The sequence below is a fragment of the Paracoccus amoyensis genome (genome assembly GCF_014490725.1).
Classification (GTDB): Bacteria; Pseudomonadota; Alphaproteobacteria; order Rhodobacterales; family Rhodobacteraceae; genus Paracoccus; species Paracoccus amoyensis.
Map to the genome: position 1 here is coordinate 20212 of NZ_JACOQL010000003.1, position 20622 is coordinate 40833.

At 60.7% G+C, this 20622-nt stretch carries 18 protein-coding genes and 1 pseudogene; 15 read left to right on the forward strand and 4 right to left on the reverse strand.

The genetic code is table 11. The annotated features are described in order from the left end of the window. Nucleotides 1-24 precede the first annotated feature (24 nt). Together H4P12_RS09175 and H4P12_RS09180 are read right to left on the reverse strand one after the other, a co-directional pair. Nucleotides 25-2004 carry an ATP-binding cassette domain-containing protein gene (locus tag H4P12_RS09175; protein ID WP_343069799.1) on the reverse strand — a complete coding sequence of 660 codons (1980 nt, stop codon included), beginning with the start codon at nucleotides 2002-2004 and terminating at the stop codon, nucleotides 25-27. Nucleotides 2005-2236: 232 nt separating this feature from the next. Continuing rightward, nucleotides 2237-3334 carry an ABC transporter ATP-binding protein gene (locus H4P12_RS09180; RefSeq protein WP_187793401.1) on the reverse strand — a complete coding sequence of 366 codons (1098 nt, stop codon included), beginning with the start codon at nucleotides 3332-3334 and terminating at the stop codon, nucleotides 2237-2239. A gap of 97 nt (nucleotides 3335-3431) precedes the next feature. Here H4P12_RS09180 and H4P12_RS09185 point away from each other — a divergent pair, with 97 nt between their 5' ends. The 7 genes and pseudogenes from H4P12_RS09185 (at nucleotide 3432) to phnE (H4P12_RS09215) (ending at nucleotide 12679) form a co-directional block, all read left to right on the forward strand. Next, a complete protein-coding gene (locus tag H4P12_RS09185) occupies nucleotides 3432-4451 on the forward strand; it encodes a Fe(3+) ABC transporter substrate-binding protein (RefSeq protein WP_187793402.1) in 1020 nt (339 codons plus the stop codon). Nucleotides 4452-4510: 59 nt separating this feature from the next. After that, the gene (locus H4P12_RS09190) at nucleotides 4511-6133 is read left to right on the forward strand and encodes an ABC transporter permease (protein WP_223115781.1); all 1623 of its coding nucleotides are present in this window, start codon (nucleotides 4511-4513) and stop codon (nucleotides 6131-6133) included. A 153-nt stretch (nucleotides 6134-6286) separates the two neighbouring features. Beyond that, nucleotides 6287-8305 carry an OmpA family protein gene (locus H4P12_RS09195; protein WP_187793403.1) on the forward strand — a complete coding sequence of 673 codons (2019 nt, stop codon included), beginning with the start codon at nucleotides 6287-6289 and terminating at the stop codon, nucleotides 8303-8305. 357 nt (nucleotides 8306-8662) lie between these two features. Then, nucleotides 8663-9481: a phosphonate ABC transporter ATP-binding protein gene (phnC, locus tag H4P12_RS09200; protein ID WP_187793404.1), complete on the forward strand. Its 819-nt coding sequence runs from the start codon at nucleotides 8663-8665 to the stop codon at nucleotides 9479-9481. 27 nt (nucleotides 9482-9508) lie between these two features. Continuing rightward, on the forward strand, nucleotides 9509-10405 hold the full coding sequence (gene phnD / locus H4P12_RS09205; RefSeq protein WP_187793405.1) for a phosphonate ABC transporter substrate-binding protein: 897 nt from the start codon (nucleotides 9509-9511) through the stop codon (nucleotides 10403-10405). A gap of 139 nt (nucleotides 10406-10544) precedes the next feature. Next, nucleotides 10545-11348: a phosphonate ABC transporter, permease protein PhnE gene (gene phnE, locus H4P12_RS09210; RefSeq protein ID WP_246449273.1), complete on the forward strand. Its 804-nt coding sequence runs from the start codon at nucleotides 10545-10547 to the stop codon at nucleotides 11346-11348. A 3-nt stretch (nucleotides 11349-11351) separates the two neighbouring features. Continuing rightward, a pseudogene (gene phnE / locus H4P12_RS09215) lies at nucleotides 11352-12679 on the forward strand (phosphonate ABC transporter, permease protein PhnE). A 219-nt stretch (nucleotides 12680-12898) separates the two neighbouring features. Here phnE (H4P12_RS09215) and phnF read toward each other — a convergent pair. Beyond that, on the reverse strand, nucleotides 12899-13615 hold the full coding sequence (gene phnF, locus H4P12_RS09220; protein WP_187793967.1) for a phosphonate metabolism transcriptional regulator PhnF: 717 nt from the start codon (nucleotides 13613-13615) through the stop codon (nucleotides 12899-12901). 119 nt (nucleotides 13616-13734) lie between these two features. On the opposite strand from phnF, the gene phnG reads away from it, so the two are divergent. Genes phnG through phnN form a run of 7 tightly spaced genes read left to right on the forward strand, consistent with a single transcriptional unit; the run spans nucleotide 13735 to nucleotide 18698 of the window. Further along, nucleotides 13735-14175 carry a phosphonate C-P lyase system protein PhnG gene (phnG, locus tag H4P12_RS09225; protein ID WP_187793407.1) on the forward strand — a complete coding sequence of 147 codons (441 nt, stop codon included), beginning with the start codon at nucleotides 13735-13737 and terminating at the stop codon, nucleotides 14173-14175. Further along, nucleotides 14172-14741 carry a phosphonate C-P lyase system protein PhnH gene (gene phnH, locus H4P12_RS09230; protein ID WP_187793408.1) on the forward strand — a complete coding sequence of 190 codons (570 nt, stop codon included), beginning with the start codon at nucleotides 14172-14174 and terminating at the stop codon, nucleotides 14739-14741. The genes phnG and phnH overlap by 4 nt, the downstream gene beginning before the upstream one ends. Next, a complete protein-coding gene (locus tag H4P12_RS09235; protein ID WP_187793409.1) occupies nucleotides 14741-15832 on the forward strand; it encodes a carbon-phosphorus lyase complex subunit in 1092 nt (363 codons plus the stop codon). The genes phnH and H4P12_RS09235 overlap by 1 nt, the downstream gene beginning before the upstream one ends. Continuing rightward, complete coding sequence (locus tag H4P12_RS09240; RefSeq protein ID WP_187793410.1) at nucleotides 15829-16707, forward strand: alpha-D-ribose 1-methylphosphonate 5-phosphate C-P-lyase PhnJ; 879 nt, start codon at nucleotides 15829-15831, stop codon at nucleotides 16705-16707. Before H4P12_RS09235 ends, H4P12_RS09240 begins: the two co-directional genes overlap by 4 nt. A gap of 5 nt (nucleotides 16708-16712) precedes the next feature. Next, nucleotides 16713-17489, forward strand: a complete 777-nt coding sequence (phnK, locus tag H4P12_RS09245; RefSeq protein WP_425498218.1) for a phosphonate C-P lyase system protein PhnK — start codon at nucleotides 16713-16715, stop codon at nucleotides 17487-17489. A gap of 4 nt (nucleotides 17490-17493) precedes the next feature. Further along, nucleotides 17494-18177: a phosphonate C-P lyase system protein PhnL gene (gene phnL, locus H4P12_RS09250; RefSeq protein ID WP_187793412.1), complete on the forward strand. Its 684-nt coding sequence runs from the start codon at nucleotides 17494-17496 to the stop codon at nucleotides 18175-18177. Further along, nucleotides 18174-18698: a phosphonate metabolism protein/1,5-bisphosphokinase (PRPP-forming) PhnN gene (gene phnN / locus H4P12_RS09255; RefSeq protein WP_187793413.1), complete on the forward strand. Its 525-nt coding sequence runs from the start codon at nucleotides 18174-18176 to the stop codon at nucleotides 18696-18698. The genes phnL and phnN overlap by 4 nt, the downstream gene beginning before the upstream one ends. Here phnN and H4P12_RS09260 read toward each other — a convergent pair. Then, the gene (locus tag H4P12_RS09260) at nucleotides 18680-19369 is read right to left on the reverse strand and encodes a DUF1045 domain-containing protein (protein WP_187793414.1); all 690 of its coding nucleotides are present in this window, start codon (nucleotides 19367-19369) and stop codon (nucleotides 18680-18682) included. The two genes, phnN and H4P12_RS09260, sit on opposite strands and share 19 nt — an antisense overlap. Nucleotides 19370-19464: 95 nt before the next feature. Between H4P12_RS09260 and H4P12_RS09265 the strand changes: the two genes are divergently transcribed. Next, a complete protein-coding gene (locus H4P12_RS09265; RefSeq protein WP_187793415.1) occupies nucleotides 19465-20610 on the forward strand; it encodes an alpha-D-ribose 1-methylphosphonate 5-triphosphate diphosphatase in 1146 nt (381 codons plus the stop codon). The last annotated feature ends 12 nt before the right edge of the window (nucleotides 20611-20622 follow it).

Genomic DNA, 20622 nt, shown 5'->3' on the forward strand with positions numbered 1-20622 from the left:
GCAATCGTCCCTGTCGTCAGCCGATCATTCCGCAGCGTGTCGAATGGTGTCGTATTCCGTCAGGACACTTGGGCGCAGATATCCAACACCGTCCTGAATATCGAGTACCGCAGAATAGAACGGCTCACCATAGGGATCATGGGGCGCGATTTCGCCGTGCAGAACTGCCAGAACCGCCGTGCCAGGCAGGCATTCAGACAGGATCAGGTGGAAATCCACAACGGCGTCCACATCCAAGGCGGCGGTCGCCTCGTCCAGCAACAGAATATCAGGCTTGGCCAGCAGGATTCGGGCCAATACCAATCGCTGCTTTTGTCCGCCTGAAAACACGTTCCGCCAGTTTTTTCCCTGATACAGCGCGTCATCCATGCAGTTGATGAACAGTCCCAGATCCACCCGTGACAATGCTGCGGCCACGGCGATATCGGAATGATCCTCGGGCTGGTCGGGATAGGTCACCAGCGCCTTCAGCGTCAGGCGGTCAGGAATGTCAGGCTCTTGCCCGGCAAAGAACATGGTGGCGCCGTCGCTTGTCGTAATCTGCCCTTCACCATAGGGCCAAAGCCCTGCGACCGCCTTTAGCAGGCTGCTTTTGCCGCAACCGTTGCGGCCACGCAGATAGACGCGGTCGCCCGGATACAGGTTCAACTTTGCGACCTTTAGAAAAGCTTCGGTATCGTGCCCGCGATGATGCAGGTGCAGGTTTTTCAGGCCCAGCAACGGCCCGGTTGGTTCCTGCTGACGTTCAAACCGGCTGATGCCCGTTTCGGCGTAGAATTCCTGTCGTGCCCTCACCCGTTCCACCGCCTGTGCAACTTCGGTCAGACGCCCGGCATTCGCCTTTAGCATCGCGATCGCGGGCATGACATTGATGAACCAGGACACGTCGCTGATCAGTTCGGCCGTCAACTCACTGCTGGCAACAAAATCACGGAAGCTGAGGTTCCCAGCCATATAGGCGGGCAGAGCAGGCAGATAAGCCAGCAACCGCGATGACAGAAAACCATAGACGCGCGTGAACAGCATCATCCCGGCATTCAGCCAGTTCTGTTTTCCCCATGTCTGGTCCAGCGCCGTGTAAAGCTGTCCGTTGATACGGTTTTGGGCGCGTTCGCCACGGGCAGCGGCCATCTCGCCGACGCGGTTGAACATGATCCCCAACTCTCCGCGCCAGGCGCCGTCACGGCGCTGCCGTTCGATGCTAAGACGCTCGATCACCTTGCCAAGCTTCCAGGCCACATAGGTGATGGTGGGAACGTAAACGGCGACAAGGATCAGGGCCAGCATGGCGGCCCCGTAATCACCGGGGATCAGGTTGATATGCGACGCCGTCTGTGGCCCAAGCCATGCTTCCAGATCAGCATTGGCCCGTGCGCCCCACCGATCAAGGAATGGAACCGGCTGACTGCGTTCCAGCAGCGCTGCGGTCACGAAATAGATCGAGGTGACAGCCCCCCACAACCCCATCGTCAGGCCGATGATGCCGCCATACAGTCCCCCGGAACATTCGTCGATCCGCTGATCAATCGCGTCGGGCATACGAGAGGCGCCGTTGACCTCGGTCCGGTCGCTCATCAGGTCAAAGGCGATACGTTCATTCGCCAGAATGGCGTTGTTGAATTGGCCGACCAGCCAACCACGGGCGCGTCTGTGCAACGTGGTCGAGAGGTAATGCCGCAGGGCAATTCCAGAGGTTCGGGCAAGAAACAGCGCCAGATAGACCGATGTCGCCATCAACACGACCCGCCCCGGATCGACATCTTCGTCCACAGAATGGAAATTTGCCAATGACGCCACGAAATCCGCGCTTGCGATCGCAACCCAGACACTTGCCTTGCTCAGCAAGGTGGTGATCGCGACGATGATTGCCGTCAGCAACCAAGCTTCCCGCCACCGTTCAGACAGCCAATACGCTGCCAATAACCCCCAGAATCCCGTTAAACGTTTCACGCACAAAATGCCCCGGTCTTGCCAAAACAGGCTCACCCGATCTCGCAACAACACAAGGTCGTCTGCGAGCCAGTATCGGCACAGTTTCTAGTTATTTTTGACCGCTTTGCCTGATTCTGCTTATTCGCGGTCAAGCTGCTGTAACAAGCATAACAAGGGAATGTGTCGGCGGCAAACCGCCTATATGTACAGGTCCTGCACTAATCTTGGTCAAACTATAATTGTCACATCAGGGCAACAGTCGCCAAACGCGCTTTGCCATCGCCTATTCAGCGAATTTCAGGGATTATCGTTGATCCTGATCGGGGAAAATCATTACCGAGTCAGGGGCATAACCAACGGAAACCCGCTCGTCGACCTGAAAACCGACGGGACCTGCGATATTGCATCGCAACTTTTGCGCACCATCCAGTGACGACACGTCAACGACGCTTTCGCGACCGAGGCTTTGGACACGGGACACCCGCACGATGGCACCCCCGCCGTCAACGGGTTCAAGGCGCATATGTTCTGGCCGGATTGCGCAAGTAACGGCTGCGCCGTCCGCAAAGCCGATTGCCGGCAAGCGACCAATCGGCGTTTCGACAAACCCGTCATCGACACGTCCCGACCACAGATTCAGATAGGAAAAAAACTGCGCCACTGCCAGATTGACGGGGTGGTTATACAGATCAAGCGGCGCCCCCTCTTGCAGCACCCTGCCCTGTTCCATGATCGCGATGCGGTCGGCCATCATCATCGCCTCATCCGGGTCATGGGTGACCAACACGACGGCGGCGCCAGCCTCTCGCAACAGGTCCAGCGCAAATTCGCGCATCTCGGATCGCAGCCGCTGATCAAGACTGGAAAACGGCTCATCCAGCAACATCACCTTTGGCCCGGTCGCCAGGGCGCGGGCAAGGGCGACACGCTGCTGCTCTCCTCCGGACAGTTGGTGGGGATATTTATCGCCATAACCGGCAAGACCAACCCGATCCAGCATCTGCCCGATATCCGCAGATTTGCGGCGTGCTTTCGGAATGCCGAAAGCGATATTTTCGGCAATCGTCATATGCGGAAAAAGCGCCAGATCCTGAAACACCATGCCAACCGAACGCTTTTCCGGTGGCAGGCTATTCTTGTGATCCGCGACCAGATTGCCGTCGATATGGATCGTGCCGAGATCCAGCTGTTCGATCCCTGCGATCATCCGCAAGGTTGTGGATTTCCCGCAGCCAGACGGCCCCAGCAGGCAGGTCACCTGCCCCGGTTCAACCGTCAATGACACATCCTGAACCGCTGGCGTGGCTGCAAACCGGCGGGCGACATTGGTGATCCGCAACATCGGCTGCACCGTCGCAACGGCGCGATCGCCCGCAAATATGTCAAAGTCGGTATCATCCATCTGCGTTGGTTCGATCAGTCCATGCGGAGCGGAACATAATTGTTTACTTATTTTCTAGGGATAATATAACCCGGCCGTCACGACAAGGAGGACCGACATGCGAAACGATCTTTTGGCGACGGTTGCAGCAACGATCATGCTGCAAGGTGTTACCGGTGCCGCGCTGGCGGATGAGCTGAATCTTTACACCACCCGAGAGCCGAAACTGGTCGAACCCCTGTTGGAAGCTTTCACAGAAGAAACCGGGGTCGAGGTCAACACGATCTTCCTGAAAGACGGCCTGCCCGAACGGGTCGAGCAAGAGGGCGACGCTTCGCCCGCCGACGTGCTGATGACGGTAGACATCGGCAATCTGGTCGATCTGGTCGATCGCGGGCTGACGCAGCCTGTCGATTCCGCCGTGCTGAACGACGCTATCCCCGAAAATCTGCGCGACAAGGACGGAAACTGGTTTGCCCTGTCGCTGCGTGCCCGCGCACTTTACGCGGCCAAGGATCTGGACCTGACCAGCTTCACCTATGAAGAGCTGGCCAACCCTGAATGGAAGGGCAAGGTCTGCATCCGGTCCGGCCAACACCCCTATAACGTGGCGCTGACCGCCTCTTATATCACCCATCACGGCGTTGATCAGACGAAAACCTGGCTCGAGGGCGTCAAGGCGAACCTGGCCCGCACGGCCGGCGGCGGGGATCGCGACGTTGCCCGCGACATCATGGGCGGCATTTGTGAGATCGGTATCGCCAACACCTATTATATCGGCGTCATGCGCAGCGGCGCGGGCGGACCCGAGCAGGAAGAATGGGCGAATGCCGTCAAGCTGATCCTGCCAACCTTTGAAGGTGGCGGCACGCAGGTCAACGTCTCGGGCGCGGCAGTTGCCAAACACGCCCCGAACAAGGACAACGCCGTCAAACTGCTGGAATATCTGGTGTCGGACGATGCCCAGAAAATCTATGCCGAGGCGAATTATGAATATCCGGTCAAAGCCGGTATTCCGGTTGATCCGCTGGTGGGCGAATTCGGCGAATTGCAGGTTGATCCGACCGATCTGACCGCCATCGCACGTGAACGCAAGGCCGCAAGCGAACTGGCCGAGGAAGTCGGTTTCGACAACTGATCTGTTATGCCCCCGCTGCCTGCGCAAGTGGGGGCATAACCCTGAAGAGGCACCCATACATGTTCCCGAAAGCTGGCGGCGGATGGCAGGTCATTGCCGTCCTGATTGCTTTATTGGTGATGCTGCCGGTTCTGGCATTGATCGGGTTTGCGCTGCAGGGCAGCCCCGGCCTGTGGCCACATCTTTTCCGGAATGTGCTGGCCAGCGCCCTTGGCCAGACGATCATTCTGCTGTCTGGTGTGGGGGTGATCGTTGCAAGTATCGGAACGGTCACGGCATGGTTGATCGCCGGTTTCGACTTTCCGGGCAGGCGCATTCTGGGCTGGGCGCTGCTGCTGCCGCTGGCGGTTCCGACCTATATCATCGCTTATGCCTATCTGGACATTCTGCACCCCATTGGCCCGGTGCAATCCCTGCTGCGCGATCTGCTGGGCTATGATAGCCCCCGTGATTTCCGCCTGCCCGACATCCGCTCGATGACTGGCTGCATCCTGCTGCTGGGCTTTGTGCTTTATCCCTATGTCTATCTGCCGGTGCGCGCGCTGTTCGCCACACAGGCCGCCAATCTGCTAGAGGCATCGCGCACCCTTGGCGCAGGCCCGATGCGCGTTTTTCGGCAGATCGTCCTGCCACTGGCGCGACCAGCCATTGCGGCTGGCATGGCCCTGGCGTTGATGGAAACGCTGAATGACATCGGCGCCGCCGAATTTCTGGGCGTCCGCACGCTGACCGTCTCTGTCTATTCCACCTGGCTGAACCGCACCGACCTGCCCGGCGCGGCGCAGATCGCCATCGTGATGCTGATGATTGTCGTCTCGTTGGTGCTGTTTGAACGCTGGGCGCGCAAGGGGCAGACATATGCTGGCACAGCCCGGCGCCATCTGCCGCTGGCGCGCGTCAGGTTGCGCGGCGTCGCGGCGATCACGGCAACGATGTTATGCACCCTCCCCGTCCTGGTCGGCTTCATCGCCCCGGCCAGCTATCTGATCCATCAGGCATGGCGGCGTTATTCCTATAACGGTATCCCGACACGGATCTGGTCCGAGGCATTGCAGACCGCGACGCTAGCCTTGATCGCGACGATGATTGCGGTCGGATTGGGGCTGCTGATCGCGGCGGCCACCCGGTTGCGCCCAAGCAAGGTAACGCATTTTGCCGTGCGTATTTCGACCTTGGGATATGCCGTGCCCGGAACGATCCTTGCCATCGGCCTGCTGCCGGTCATCATCTTTGCCGACCGCCAGATCACCGCAGCTCTGGGCCTGTTCATGACAAACGCGCCGCAGCTTATCCTGCTGGGGTCAGGGGCCGCGTTGATCTATGCCTATGTCGCGCGGTTCCTGGCGATAGCGGCCGGTGGGATCGAGGCAGGGATGACCCGCGTGCCGCAATCCATGGATCACGCGGCACGCAGTCTGGGCCAAAGCCCGACCGGGGTTTTCCGGCACATTCACATTCCACTGTCGCGGGCGTCGATGATCAGTGCCGGTCTGCTGATCTTTGTGGATTGCGTCAAAGAACTGCCTGCCACATTGCTTCTGCGACCGCTGAACGTGGAAACGCTGGCCACGCATCTTTATGGCGAAGCCGCGCGCGGAACCTATGAAGATGCTTCAATCGCCGCGCTGATGATCGTGCTGATCGGTATGGTGCCGGTATTTTTGCTGTCCAACCGCATTTGACGCAGTCGGCCTTGGCCACAGCAGGTCATGGAATAGCCGAGCTGTTTATTTCGGCAGGTTCGCGCTGTTCACGCGCTTGTTGGGAAACCGTGTCTGCCTGACGTGGTTCTTTTACCAATCGGTTCGCCGAAATGGTAAATTGGAGAAGCAACGATGCGCCGAATTATCCACAACACGACCGCAATCGCGGCCTGCCTGTCGCTGTTGGCGCCACATGCCACGATGGCCCAGACAGCCGCACCCGAGGCGGGCGCGGAAGAGCAAGCGGCAGAAACTCTGCCTCTGCCCGAAGCTGAGGCCGAAGCCCCGCCCGAGGCTGAAGCACCGCCCGAGGCTGAAGCACCGGCCGAGGCTGAAGCAGAAGAAGCCGTCGATCCCGCGCCTGCGCCGGAAGCCGCCGCCGAGGCGGATGCGGAACCTGCTGCAGAGCAGCCGGAAGCGGCTGAAGAACAGCCTGCTGCCGAAGCCCCCGCCGAAGAAGCGGCTGCAGAGCCCGAGGCTGCTGTAGAAGCAGAAACCGCCGAACCTGCCGCCGAAGCCGAACCAGAAGCTGAGATCGAAGCACAAGACGCGCCCGCGCAGTCGGAAGCCGAGCCGGCCACCGAGGCCGCGCCGATGGCTGTCGAAGAACAGACAGCAGAACCCGCTGAGCCGGAAGCAGCTGAAGCTTCAAACGCTGAACCGGACGCCGAAGCGACCGACAAAGAGGCTCTGGAAAAGGCACTGGCCGAAGAAGCCGAGCCAGAAGCCCCCGCAGAGCCAGAAGCCGCAGCGGACGCGGCCACAGACGCGGAAACCCAACCGGACGCCACGACCGAAGCTGATGCAAACACTGCTGCGTCGGAAAAGCCTGCTGCAGCCGAAGCAGAATCAGAGACAGAAGCCGCCCCGGCAGAAGATATGACCGACAAGGAAGCCTTGGAAAAAGCCCTGGCTGAACAGTCCGGCGAGGATGTCGAGCAACCTGACACGGCAGCCAACGGCGACGCTGCGACAGAAGCTGACACCACCGCTGAGGCCGAAGCAAATTCGGATGAACAGGCGACGGAACAGGCGCCCGAACAGGACGCCAAGGAAACCGAAGCTGCGAAAGAAGCAGCCGAGGCCACCGAAGCCCCGACCGCCGCTGCTTTGAACGATGATGCGACGGATGGCAAAGTCACCGAAGAGCAGGTGACAGAAGAAAACAGTCGTTCCTCGGACGAAGATTTCGCGACCAGCCTTCGTGACGCACTGACGGGTTCGGGGGGACAACGGGAAACTACCTCGAACAGGGATGACGACGACGACGACAACAATCTGGGCAAGGCGCTTCTGCTGGGTCTGGGCGGCGTCGCCGTTGGGGCAATGCTCAGCAACAACCGTCAGGTTGAACTCAGCTCGCCCGACCGCGTGGTCGTGACCCGGGCCGATGGCAGCCAGCAGATCATCAAGGATGAAATCGCCCTGCTGCGTCAGCCGGGATCAACCGTAACGACCGAGAATTTCGATGACGGTTCATCGCGCACGATTGTGACCCGCGCCGATGGCAGCAAGGTCGTCACCATTCGCGATGCCGACCTGCGCGTTCTGCGGCGGACTCTGGTATCGGCCGATGGAACCAACATGCAGCTGATCGACGATACGGTTGCCCAACCGGTTGACCTTGCCACGCTGCCTGCACCGGTTCGCCGGAACGCAATCTCTGCCGGTGAGATGAGCGAGGATCAGTTGCGCACCGCACTGCTGGCTGAATCCGCCGCTGATCGTCGCTTTACGCTGGCGCAGATCCGCGACATTCCGCAGGTCCGCGCACTGGTGGCACCTGTCGATATCGACGCCATCACCTTTGAAACCGGTTCGGCCGCGATCAAATCAGATCAGGCCAGGCAATTGGCCACCCTTGGTGATGTCATCCGCGATACCATCACGAAAAATCCGCAAGAGGTCTTCATGATCGAAGGCTATACTGACACTGTCGGTTCGGATGCGGCAAACCTTGCGCTGTCTGACCGTCGCGCAGAATCCGTGGCGCTGGCGCTGACCGAATATTTTGCCGTGCCGCCGGAAAACATGGTCGTCCAAGGCTATGGCGAACAGTTCCTGAAGGTAAGGCAGGAAGGCGATGTCCGCGAGAACCGGCGCGCATCGGTTCGCCGGATCACCGATCTGCTGCAGTCGGCATCCAACTGATCTAAACGCGGGCGGCAGCCCGCTGGACACTGGCACGGGCAATGCAGATTGCCCGTGTTTTTTATGCGCAGGTCCCTGCACTTGTTCTGACAGCCTCTCAATCGTTAAGAGTTTCAGCCCCGTTTCAAACAGGGAACGAAAGTCACGCCAAGGCTTTGTTTTTGGGTTTGCGTGACTGGTTTTGGGTTTGCGTGACTGGCCGCGTCTTTTTTGGACCCAAGCGTTTCCAAGACCGAAGCTGAGATTCCAGCGCCGACCAATCCCGCAACACGCTGCCTGTCACGGAAGCTTCACTAGGTCTTTCACAAAGCGTCACAGTCACCCGCTACTTCCCGCCCCAGGAAACCGGAGGCATGAATGCTGGAAGTTCAGGGCGTAACGCGGATGTTTGGTCAGAAGGCTGCAGTTGACAACGTCAGCTTCAGTGTGGATCGGCCCGCTTTCATCGGTATCATCGGACGCTCTGGCGCAGGAAAATCGACGTTTCTGCGGCTGATGAACCGATTGACCGATGCAAGTCGTGGAGAAATCCGGGTAGACGGCCACGAAATCTTGTCACTGCGCGGCGCACGGGCGCGACAGTGGCAATCATCTTGCGCCATGATTTTCCAACAGTTCAATCTGGTGCCGCGCATGGATGTGGTGTCGAACGTATTGCACGGCATCCTGAACCGCCGATCCACAGTTCAGACGATGTTCAATCTGTGGCCCCGCGCCGACATTCTGAAAGCGCTGGAGATCCTTGATCGCCTTGGCATTGCCGAACAGGCCCCCAAACGAGCCGAGGCGCTGTCCGGCGGCCAGCAACAGCGCGTCGCCATTGCCCGCGCCCTGATGCAGGACCCCAAAATCATCCTGGCCGATGAACCGATCGCCAGTCTTGACCCCATGAATGCGCAGATCGTGATGGACACGTTGAAGCGCATCAACGAGGAAGACGGGCGCATGGTCATTGCCAACTTGCACACGCTGGACACCGCACGCCGCTATTGTGACCGGGTCATCGGCATGCGTGACGGGCGCATGGTCTTTGATGGCACGCCCGAACAGCTTTCTACCAAAGTGGCCCGCGACATCTATGGCGCCGACACCAGCTTCAACGAGTCAGCCACCTCAACCTCGATCCCCGAAGATACAACAGCCGACCGCGCCTATGCCCGGCTGATGTTGTCCTGACCCAAACCGCTAACCTACGGAGATACTATGAACAAGCTGCTGGTCGCGACGGCCATGATAGCCGCACTTTCCGCGCCCGCTTTCTCGCAAGAGATCACGGGCTTCAACATCGGCGTCCTTGGCGGAGAGAACGCACAAGACCGGATGACATCCTCCGAGTGCTTCCGGTCCAAGGTCGAAGAGACGCTGGGCGTTCCGACCAAAGTCTTTACTCCCGCCGATTATGACGGTGTGGTGCAGGGTCTGTTGGGCGGCACGCTGGACTATGCCTGGCTGGGTGCATCAGCCTATGCCAAGGTTTATCTGACCAACCCGGACGCAGTTGATGTGATGCTGACCAAGCAGAACATTGACGGGACAACCGGCTACTATGCCATCGGTTTTGCCCGCGCCGACAGTGGTATCAACGCAATCGAGGACGCGCAGGGCAAGGTCTTTGCCTTTGCCGATCCGAACTCTACCTCGGGCTATCTGGTGCCGGCTGCCGAACTGACCGAAAAATACGGCAAGCTTGATGACTATTTCGCCGAAGTCAAAATGTCGGGCGGTCACGAGCAGACCATCGTCGGTGTCGCGAATGGCGATTACGAGGCCGGCGTGTCCTGGGCCGATGGCCTTGGCAATTGGGAGGATGGTTACGGTTCGGGGGCGTTTCGCAAGGCTGCCGATGCCGGTCTGGTCGATATGAGCGATTTGGTCGAAATCTGGCGCTCGGAGCTGATCCCCGAAGGTCCGGTCGTCGTCCGTCGCGAACTGCCGCAGGATGTGAAGGATAAAATCTACGCGCTGGTGGACACGATCTTCGAAACCGATCCCGAGTGCGGCTATAATCTGGCTGCCGGTGAAGCCAAAGACTTCGTACCCGTGAAGCACGAAGATTATCTGGGCATCATCGCTGCACGCAAATTGGAAGAAGGCGTCTAAGCTTTCGCAATGCCTTGCCGGGTTCCTGTTTGGGAACCCGGCTTTTTTAATGCAGGGGAACAGGATGGCCGACGTCGCTTTCGGGTCAGAACAGGGCAAACGCCGGGATCGGCTCAACGATCACGAAACCTATCTAGAGATGGTGCGCCGCAAACGCATGTATGGCGGCATCCTTCTGGTTCTGTTCGTGGCGCTGCTCAGCTCTGGCTGGCTGTTGGCGGACGCCCGCAATGCGGGTGGTTTCTGGAACGGTCTGCCACAGGTCATCGACTTTCCCGCCGAAGTCCTGGCAGAAGCATGGGCCAAACGGGCCAATCTGCCGGGTCTGTTTCTGGACCACGTCCCTGCCCTGATCGAAACACTTAACATCGCCGCGGTCTCAACCCTGCTGGGCACATTGGCCGCCATGGCGTTGTCGCTGCTGGCCACGCGTGGACTGGCCCGTTGGCAGGCGCTGATCCCGTTGTTTCGCCGCACCATGGACGCGCTTCGCGCCATTCCTGAAATCGTCATCGCATTGGTGCTGATCTACATCCTTGGCGGTGGCCCCGTTCCGGCAGTCATTGCCATTGCGATCCATACCGCAGGATCGCTTGGCAAGCTGTTTTCGGAAGTGGCAGAGAATGCCGATCTGAAGCCGGTCGAAGGGCTGACTGCGGTCGGCGCCAGCTGGTCGCAACGGATGTGGCTTGGGGTGATCCCACAGGTGGCCCCCAACTGGATCAGCTATGCGCTGCTGCGGCTTGAAATCAACGTCCGGGCCTCGGCCATTCTTGGCTTTGTGGGCGAAGGTGGCATCGGCCATGACCTGAAACTGGCAATGCAATGGGGTCAGGGCCGTTACGATCAGGTCGTGGCAATCTTCCTGCTGCTGTTTCTTGCCATCGTCGTGATCGACGGAGTGTCTGACCGCTTTCGTCACAAACTGGTCAAGGGAATCTGACAGATGTCCGCAAACACATATCCCCCCGGCCTTGCCGATGGCATCATCCACAGCTTTGACCGCAAGCGCCGATTGGCCTTCGCCATTCCGATGCTGATCCTTGGCTATCTGGTCTATGCCGCGATCAGTTTTGACATCTCGTCCCTTGTGCAACGCGCCCGCTTTGACAATGCGGCAGTGCTGCTGTCAGATTTCTGGTCGCATAAGACCCATGTGACACGGGACAACCGCTCGGGTCAGGTCACCGTCGCCATCGAGGGAGAGACAAAGGGCACCTATCCCGACGGGATGCTGCCGGACTGGATGGACAGCACAGGCGGGGTGACGACCATCGACCTTGGGCAGGGCCACATCGTCACCTATGACGACGCGGGCGCACGCTATACCGTGCCGGGTTATGGCATCATCGACATTCGCCCCAAGGACGGCAAACCTGTGCTGACCGCGCCCGAACCCATCCCCGACTGGATCAGCGTCGCGCCAAACAAGGTCAGCGTCACGACCGAGGCAGGTCGCTTCAGCTATTCACGGTCGAAAGTCGAGACTTTCAAATACCAGCCGGGTTGGGAACTTTGGTTCTTCACCCTCGACAGCCCTTTCTATGGCAAATCCATGATCCAGCTTGGGTCGCTTGCAATCAGCGGCGATCGGATCGATCCGGCCCGCAGCAATCTGGGCTACATGGTCAACGAGTTCTGGACGAACAAGATGTGGCGCCACGGCGATGTCGCATGGGCCATTTTCGAGACGATCCTGATGGCGTTTCTGGGCACGATGACGGCTGCCATCGTCGCGCTGCCTTTGGGCTTTCTGGCCGCCCGCAACTTCGATCCGCTTGGCCCTTTGCGCTTTGCCGCCCGTCGCCTGTTCGATTTCATTCGCGGCGTCGACGGCTTGATCTGGACGATCATTCTGTCCCGCGCATTCGGGCCGGGGCCAATGACCGGGGCGATTGCGATTGCCATCACCGATGCCGGGACATTTGGCAAGACCTTCTCGGAGGCGCTGGAAAACATCGACGAAAAGCAGGTCGAGGGCATCCGCTCGACCGGGGCCAACGGGTTGCAGCGCGCCCGTTTTGGCGTCATCCCGCAAATCACGCCCATCTTGTTGAGCCAGGTTCTTTATTACCTGGAATCCAACACTCGCAGCGCAACGGTGATCGGGGCCATCGTCGGCGGTGGCATCGGGCTGCTGCTGCGCAAGCGATCATGACACAGAAGGATTGGGAAGAGGTCGCCTATTACATGGTGCTGATCGTGCTGATGGTCATGCTGATGGACAGCCTGTCGGGTTGGCTGCGGCGCAAGCTGATCAAGGGTGAAAAGTGATGAATGTGCAGACGATCGACGCGCCAGCCCAAGGCACGCCGCCCAGCATCATTTGCTGTATTGCTCAGCCATGACGGCCGGATGCAGAGCGGCGGGCGCGGTCGCGACCAAGGACGTGCCGCCCATCTGATCATCGCGGGCTGTCCCGCCACGTGATTAAAATCGCGTTTCGACGGCCGCGGCGCTGCAGGATTTCCGGACGCTGACGGCCGAAGCCTATCAGGCCTGATCGGCCGCCACAGTCAGTGAGACCCTGTCCCCTGCGAACCAGGTGGTGCCGTATTCAACCGGTATCCCCTCCGCATCCACGTTGACTGCGACTGAACGTAGCACCGGCGCGCCCGGTCTGATCTGCAACGCCAGCGCCAGCACCGGATCGGCCAGTTTGGCCGTCAGGCGGGTGTCGCGTCGGGTGTAATCGGTCAACCCACAGGCAGCCAACGCCGCAGTGACCGAGGTTTCGGTCTGAAGCGCTACCAGCAATTCGGGAAATCGGCCCGCCGGAAAGACCGATCGGAACGCCGCCATTGGCTGATCATCCGCAAACGATACCCCCTCGATCACATGGACGGGCACGCCAGCAGGCAACCCCAAACCTTCGGTCGCGGCATCATTGGCGGGGCAGGTTTCGGCCCGTGTGATCTTGCGCCCCGGCGTGCGGCCACTCTCGGCCAGATTCTGATGAAAGCGTACGCGGCGGCCCAGAGGATAGTCCATGGGCCGGGCCATCACGAAGACGCCCGCACCGCGCCGTGACTGCACCAGCCCCGCGTCAGCCAGATCGGCCAGCGCACGCCGCACCGTATGGCGATTGACGCCGAAGCGGGCAGAAAGCTCGGCCTCGGTCGGCAGGCGATCGCCGGGGGCATAGGCCCGCTGGGCAATGTCGTCGCGAAGCTTGCTCGCAATGGTCGTCCAGATCGTATCGCGCGGCATCTGATCCCTCGTCATGAAAATTTCACAACTCTCCCCTAGGCCAGCCGGGGCCAAAAAGGTAAGTGTTGTCTAGTTGTATAATATATCCGACAACCTGCCAAGATGTCGAGGATGCCAAAATGGATGACCTGCAAGAGCCGCGAAAGGGATGGATGTCCCTGCTGGCCAAAGCCCCGCCGCAAAAACTGGCCGCGCTGATGCCCGACCTGCCCGAACATGCCCTGCTGCGCGCACCCGAGATCGGTGCGGTGATGGTGCAGGGCCGAACCGGTGGCACGGGCGCACCGTTCAATCTGGGTGAAATGACAGTGACGCGCTGCTCGGTCAGGTTGGAGTGTGGCACGGTCGGTCATGCGTGGGTTCAGGGGCGCGACAAGACCCATGCCCGCCGCGCGGCCCTTGCCGATGCATTGATGCAGACGCCGGCAGCGGCTGAGGTTGCAACCCGCGTTCTGGCGCCATTGCAAGCCGAAGCGGCGCAGGCCCGTTCCACCCGCGCCGCGAAAGCCGCGACCACAAAGGTCGATTTCTTCACCATGGTTCGCGGAGAAGACAAATGATCGCCGATATGCTTTCTGGTGGCTTCACCGATGCCCCGGTCCAATCCGCCCGCGCCTTCCGGGAAATACTGGAGGCCATGGCCCGCCCCGGCACCATCCGCCGCGTCGAAGGCGCCCTGCCCCCTGCCCCCTTGTCTGTCGCCGCCGGTGTGACTCTGCTGACATTGTGCGATGCCACCACGCCCCTGCATCTGGCGGGCCGGTGCGGCGCGCAGGCGGTGAAGGATTGGATAGCATTCCACATTGGTGCGCCATTGTTCGATGCCCCGGATGCCGATTTTGCCCTTGGACATTGGGCGGATCTGCAGCCGGTTAATCGCTTTCGCATCGGTCAGCCGGACTATCCCGACCGCTCGGCCACGCTGATCGTCGAAAGGGACGTGTTGAGCGATGATGGTCCCGCCCTTACCGGTCCCGGCATTCAGCTGCGGACCCATCTTAACCTGCCCGAAGTGCAGGCATTCCATGCCAATCGGGCGCTGTTCCCGCTGGGCTTTGACACGATCTTCACCGCTGGCAACCAAATCGCCTGCCTGCCCCGATCCACCCGCGTGGAGGTGATCTGATGTATGTCGCCGTAAAGGGTGGCGAGCGCGCCATCGACAACGCCCATGACTGGCTGGCGCAGGAACGCCGGGGCGATCCTGCCGTTCCCGAACTGTCCGTCGCGCAAATTCGCGAACAGATGAAACTGGCGGTCAACCGGGTGATGGCGGAAGGCTCGCTTTATGATCCCGATCTTGCCGCGCTGGCGATCAAGCAGGCGCAGGGCGACCTGATCGAGGCGGTGTTTCTGATCCGCGCCTATCGCACGACGCTGCCACGCTTTGCGGCGTCGCGCCCGGTTGAAACGGCGGATATGGTCGTGGACCGGCGCATCTCGGCCACGTTCAAGGACTTGCCGGGCGGGCAAGTTCTGGGGCCGACCTTTGACTATACCCATCGATTGCTGGATTTCACCCTGATGGCCGAAGCCGAAGGGTGTGACACCGGGCCAGAGCAAGGAACGCCTGAACCCGCAATCCCTGTGCCGCATGTGACCCAGTTCCTGAACCGCGACGGTTTGATCGAGGAAGCGCCCCATTCGGACGACCCCCCCCCCGATCTAACGCGCGAGCCGCTGGAACTGCCTGCCGACCGGGCGCTGCGCCTGCAGGCGATCACCCGTGGCGACGAAGGTTTCATTCTGTCGATGGCCTATTCGACGCAGCGGGGCTATGGCCGCACACACGCCTTCGTCGGCGAGTTGCGCATCGGCAAGGTCGCCGTCACAGTCGACATTCCCGAACTGGGCTTTGCCGTCGAAATCGGTGAAATCAACCTGACCGAATGCGAGACGGTGAACCAATTCAAGGGCAGTCGGACCGAACCGCCACAATTCACCCGAGGGTATGGGCTGGTCTTTGGCCAAAGCGAACGCAAATCCATCGCGATGAGCCTGGTGGACCGGGCACTCCGCTGGAACGAATTGGGCGAGGATTTCACCGGCTCTCCGGCACAGGATGAGGAATTTGTCCTGTCCCATTGCGACAATATTCAGGCGACCGGTTTCCTCGAACATATCAAGCTGCCGCATTATGTGGATTTTCAGGCCGAGTTAGAGTTGGTGCGCCGTCTGCGCAGCGAAGCGCAATCCCAACAGGAGGCCGCAGAATGACGGATCAGTCTTACAATTTCGCCTATCTGGATGAACAGACCAAGCGGATGATCCGCCGCGCAATCCTGAAAGGCATCGCGGTGCCGGGCTATCAGGTGCCCTTCGCCAGCCGCGAGATGCCGATGCCCTATGGCTGGGGAACCGGCGGCGTGCAGGTCACTGCCGCCTGTCTGGTGCCCGAGGACCGGCTGAAAGTGATCGATCAGGGCGCGGATGACACGACAAACGCAGTCTCGATCCGCAAATTCTTTGCCCGCACAGCAGGTGTTGCCACAACCGAACGCACCGATGAGGCGACCGTGATTCAGACCCGCCACCGCATCCCCGAGACGCCGCTGACGCCCGATCAGATCCTTGTCTATCAGGTGCCGATCCCTGAACCGCTACGCTTTCTTGAGCCGCGCGAATCCGAGACGCGCAAGATGCACGAGCTTGAGGAATACGGCCTGATGCATGTGAAGCTGTATGAAGATATCGCCCGCCACGGGCAAATCGCCACCAGCTATGCCTATCCGGTCAGGGTCGAGGGGCGCTATGTCATGGACCCCTCACCGATCCCGAAATTCGACAACCCGAAACTGTCGGGTTGCCCGGCGATCCAATTGTTTGGCGCCGGCCGCGAACAGCGCATCTATGCCCTGCCACCCTGGACCGAAGTGGTCAGCCTTGATTTTGACGACCACCCGTTCGAGGCATCAAAGGCCGCGCATGACTGCGATCTGTGCGGGGCTGGGCACAGCTATCTGGACGAGGTGATCACCGACGATCAGGGCACGCGGATGTTTGTCTGTTCCGACACCGACTTCTGTGCGGGGCGGCGCGAAGCAGGCCATCAGGGACGTCTTTGGGCATCCCAGCCGGAGGCAGCAGAATGACGGTCATGGAAAATATCTCGGCGCTGAACACCCCACTGTTGCAGGTGGACGGCCTGACGAAACGCTATGGTGCCCGGATCGGTTGTGCGGATGTATCCTTCGATCTGTGGCCGGGAGAGGTGTTGGGCATCGTTGGTGAAAGCGGATCGGGGAAATCGACGCTGCTGTCCTGCCTTGCGGGCCACCAGACACCCGATCTGGGGCGTGTCCGATATGAGGACCGCGACGTGCTGGCCATGGCCGAGACAGAGCGCCGGCGCCTGTCGCGCACCGATTGGGCCTATGTCCACCAGAATCCGCGCGATTGGCTGCGGATGGGCGTCAGCGCGGGCGGCAATGTGGGCGAGCGGCTGATGGCCATTGGCGGGCGTCATTATGGCCAGATCCGTGAGACCGCGACCGATTGGCTGGGCCGGGTCGAGATCGCCAGCGACCGGATCGACGACCGGCCAAGTGCATTTTCGGGCGGGATGCAGCAGCGCTTGCAGATCGCGCGCAACCTTGTCACCTCGCCGCGACTGGTCTTCATGGATGAACCGACCGGGGGGCTGGATGTCAGCGTGCAGGCACGACTGCTGGACCTGCTGCGCGGACTGGTGCGCGACCTTGGGTTGTCGGTGATCATCGTGACCCATGATCTGGCGGTCGTCCGGTTACTGGCGCATCGGTTGATGGTTATGAAGTCGGGCCGCGTGGTTGAACAGGGCCTGACCGATCAGGTGCTGGACGATCCGCAGCACGCCTATACCCAGCTTCTCGTTTCTTCTGTCTTGCAGGTGTAATTCCATGATCCAGATCGAAAATCTGTCAAAGTACTTCACCATGCACAATCAGGGCGGCGCGGTGATCCCGGTCATGGCAGAGGCATTCCTGACCGTGGCGTCGGGCGAATGCGTGGGCCTGACCGGGCAATCGGGCGCGGGCAAATCGACGCTGATGCGCATGGTCTATGGCAATTATCTGTCCGCCGGGGGCAGCCTTCGCGTGGGCGATGTCGATGTTGCCACCGCCTCGCCCCGTGCGATCATCCAACTGCGGCGCGAAACCCTGGGCTATGTCAGCCAGTTTCTGCGCGTGGTGCCCCGCGTGTCCACGTTGGATGTGGTGGCCGAACCCTTGCTGGTGCTTGGCGCAGCGCGCGATCAGGCCCGCGACCGTGCAGCCGACCTACTGACCCGCCTGAACATCCCGCAACGGCTGTGGCCCCTGTCGCCCACCACGTTTTCAGGCGGAGAACAGCAGCGGGTGAATATCGCACGCGGTTTTGCCCACGCCTATCCAGCGCTGCTGCTGGACGAACCAACCGCCAGTCTTGATGCCGCCAATCGCGAGGTCGTGCTGACCCTGATCGAAGAGGCCAAAGCACGCGGCGCGGCCATCCTGGGCATCTTTCACGACGAACCCGCACGGGAAAGGGTCTGCGATCGGTTGGTTGATGTAACCGGCTTCACGCCAAGGGTCGCTGCATGATCTTTGCCATCGTGGGTCCGTCAGGGGCAGGAAAGGATACGTTGATCGCCGGCGCCATGAAGCGTCGGCCCGATCTGCGGCTGATCCGTCGTGTCATCACCCGACCGACCGAGGCCGGGGGCGAAGATTTCGAAGGTGTGACGGAAAGCGAATTTCAGGCGCGTCTGGCGGCGGGACACTTTGCCCTGCATTGGCAGGCGCATGGGCTGCGCTATGGCATTCCCGCAGATCTCCTGTCTGGTCCGGGGGACGTGGTCTTTAATGGCAGCCGCGCTGCGCTTGCGGCGGCGTTGATTGCGTTTCCCGATCTGCAGGTCATTCTGGTGACAGCGCCGCAGGCGGTCTTGGCCGAACGACTGGCGCAGCGCGGTCGCGAAGATCAGCGCGACATTCGCGCCCGATTGACGCGGGCGGATTACGCCCTGCCTGACAGTATCTCCGCGACTGTGGTCATAAATGACAGCACGATCTCCGTGGGCGTGACACGCCTGCTGGCGGCGCTTCAGCCGGTCAGGGCATAGCGATGCAACAGATGAAACTTGCCCGTCTCATCCTCACCGAAAAGGCACAGATCCTGGATCGCGAAGGGACGCGGCAAGACAGGCGTGAAATGGCGGTCCAGCACCGCCGCAACCGTCGTGACCTGATCGGCAGGCAACCTGTCGGTCAGCGTCAAGTGAAAGCGGAGCTCGTCCATCACGAAGGGATAGCCCCACCGGGTCAGGTAACCCTTTTGCCGCACCGTCAGGGTTTCGGGGCGACGGCGGGCGATCTCTGCCTCGGTCAAGGGGGCGCGCAGATCGTTCGTGCCTTCGACCACACGCGCAGCAAGCTCCAGCAGCGCAGCGGTATCGCCACGGGGCGTCAGCGCAAGGAAACCAGTCAGATTTTCCAGCGCCAGGCCATCGCAGATGACCGCGGGCAGCCCTGCGGCAAGGTCGGACAGGCACCCCGCAATCTCGTCCTGACCCAAGGTCGTTTTCGGTCGGAACGGGGCTCGGATCGTGCCATGAAAACCATAGCGGCGCGGATCGACCGTCAAGCCGGCCGGCGGCACGGGCAGACCCGGAAGATCGGGTTGAGCGACAGCACGACCGGCGGCGGCATCCCAGCCAAGCCATGCGGCCGCGCGGTCGGCGAACGGACCGGGGCGCGGCGCGAAATAGACAGCGTATCGATTTATTTTGATCATGCGGCGCGAATTAACCGGGGTTTGTTACAAAGGTGTGACGGAACGGTCGCAAGGAACGTCAAGACTGCCGAAGCTTCAAGCGGAAAGATGAACGGATGAGCAACGAAACCATTCTCGCCAATGCCACTCTGGTGTTGCCGGGCGAAACCTTGCACGGACAGGTGCGGCTTGATGATGGCAAGATCGTCGACCTGGCCGAGGGAACCGCAGTCCCCAAAGGCGCGATCGACTGCGCGGGTGATCTGGTGATGCCCGGCTTGATCGAGTTGCACACAGACAACCTTGAACGCCACATTCAACCGCGCCCCAAGGTGGGCTGGCCGCATGTCGCAGCCATCATCGCCCATGATGCCGAATTGGCCAGCGTGGGCATTACAACGGTATTTGATGCGCTGCGCGTCGGCTCGGTCGTTTCGAACACCAGCATCAATTATGGCGAATACGCCCGGTCGCTGGCGGATGAAATCCTTGGTCTTCGTGCCGAAGGGGCGCTGCGGATCAGCCATTTCCTGCATTTGCGCGCAGAAGTCTGCTCCGAGACGTTGATCACCGAATTGGACAAGTTCGGTCCCAAAGACCGGATCGGAATCGTCAGCCTGATGGATCACACGCCCGGCGCGCGTCAGTTTCGCGACATCAGCAAACTGAAGGAATATTATGTCGGCAAATATGGCCTGTCTGAAGCAGATTGGCTGACCCATGTCGAGGATCAAAAGGCGCTTCGCACCCGTCTCGGCGCGGCACATGAAACTGCCGCCGTCGCGGCCGCCCGTCGCTATGGCGCAGTTCTGGCCAGCCATGACGACACCGAGGTCGAGCATGTCACACAATCGGCGGAACATGGCGTCCACTTCGCGGAATTCCCGACGACAGTCGACGCAGCGCGGGCCTGCCATGACCAGGGAATCAAGGTCATGATGGGCGCGCCGAACCTGATCCGCGGGGGGAGTCATTCCGGCAATGTCGCAGCCCACGAACTGGCCGAAGCTGGTCTTCTGGACATCGTATCGTCCGATTATGTGCCCTCGTCGCTTCTGTCTGCGGCGCTGATGCTGGGCGATCTCTGGGGTGACACCGCACGCGGCATCGCCACTGTCACCGCAGCACCTGCCGATGCTGCAAGCTTGCCCGACCGCGGGCAGTTGGCTATCGGCGCCCGGGCTGACGTGATCCGCGTGACCCGGATCGGCGGGACAGGCGCGGTGAGAGGTGTATGGGTTCAGGGCAATCGTGTCGGCTGAACCGGCCTTGAC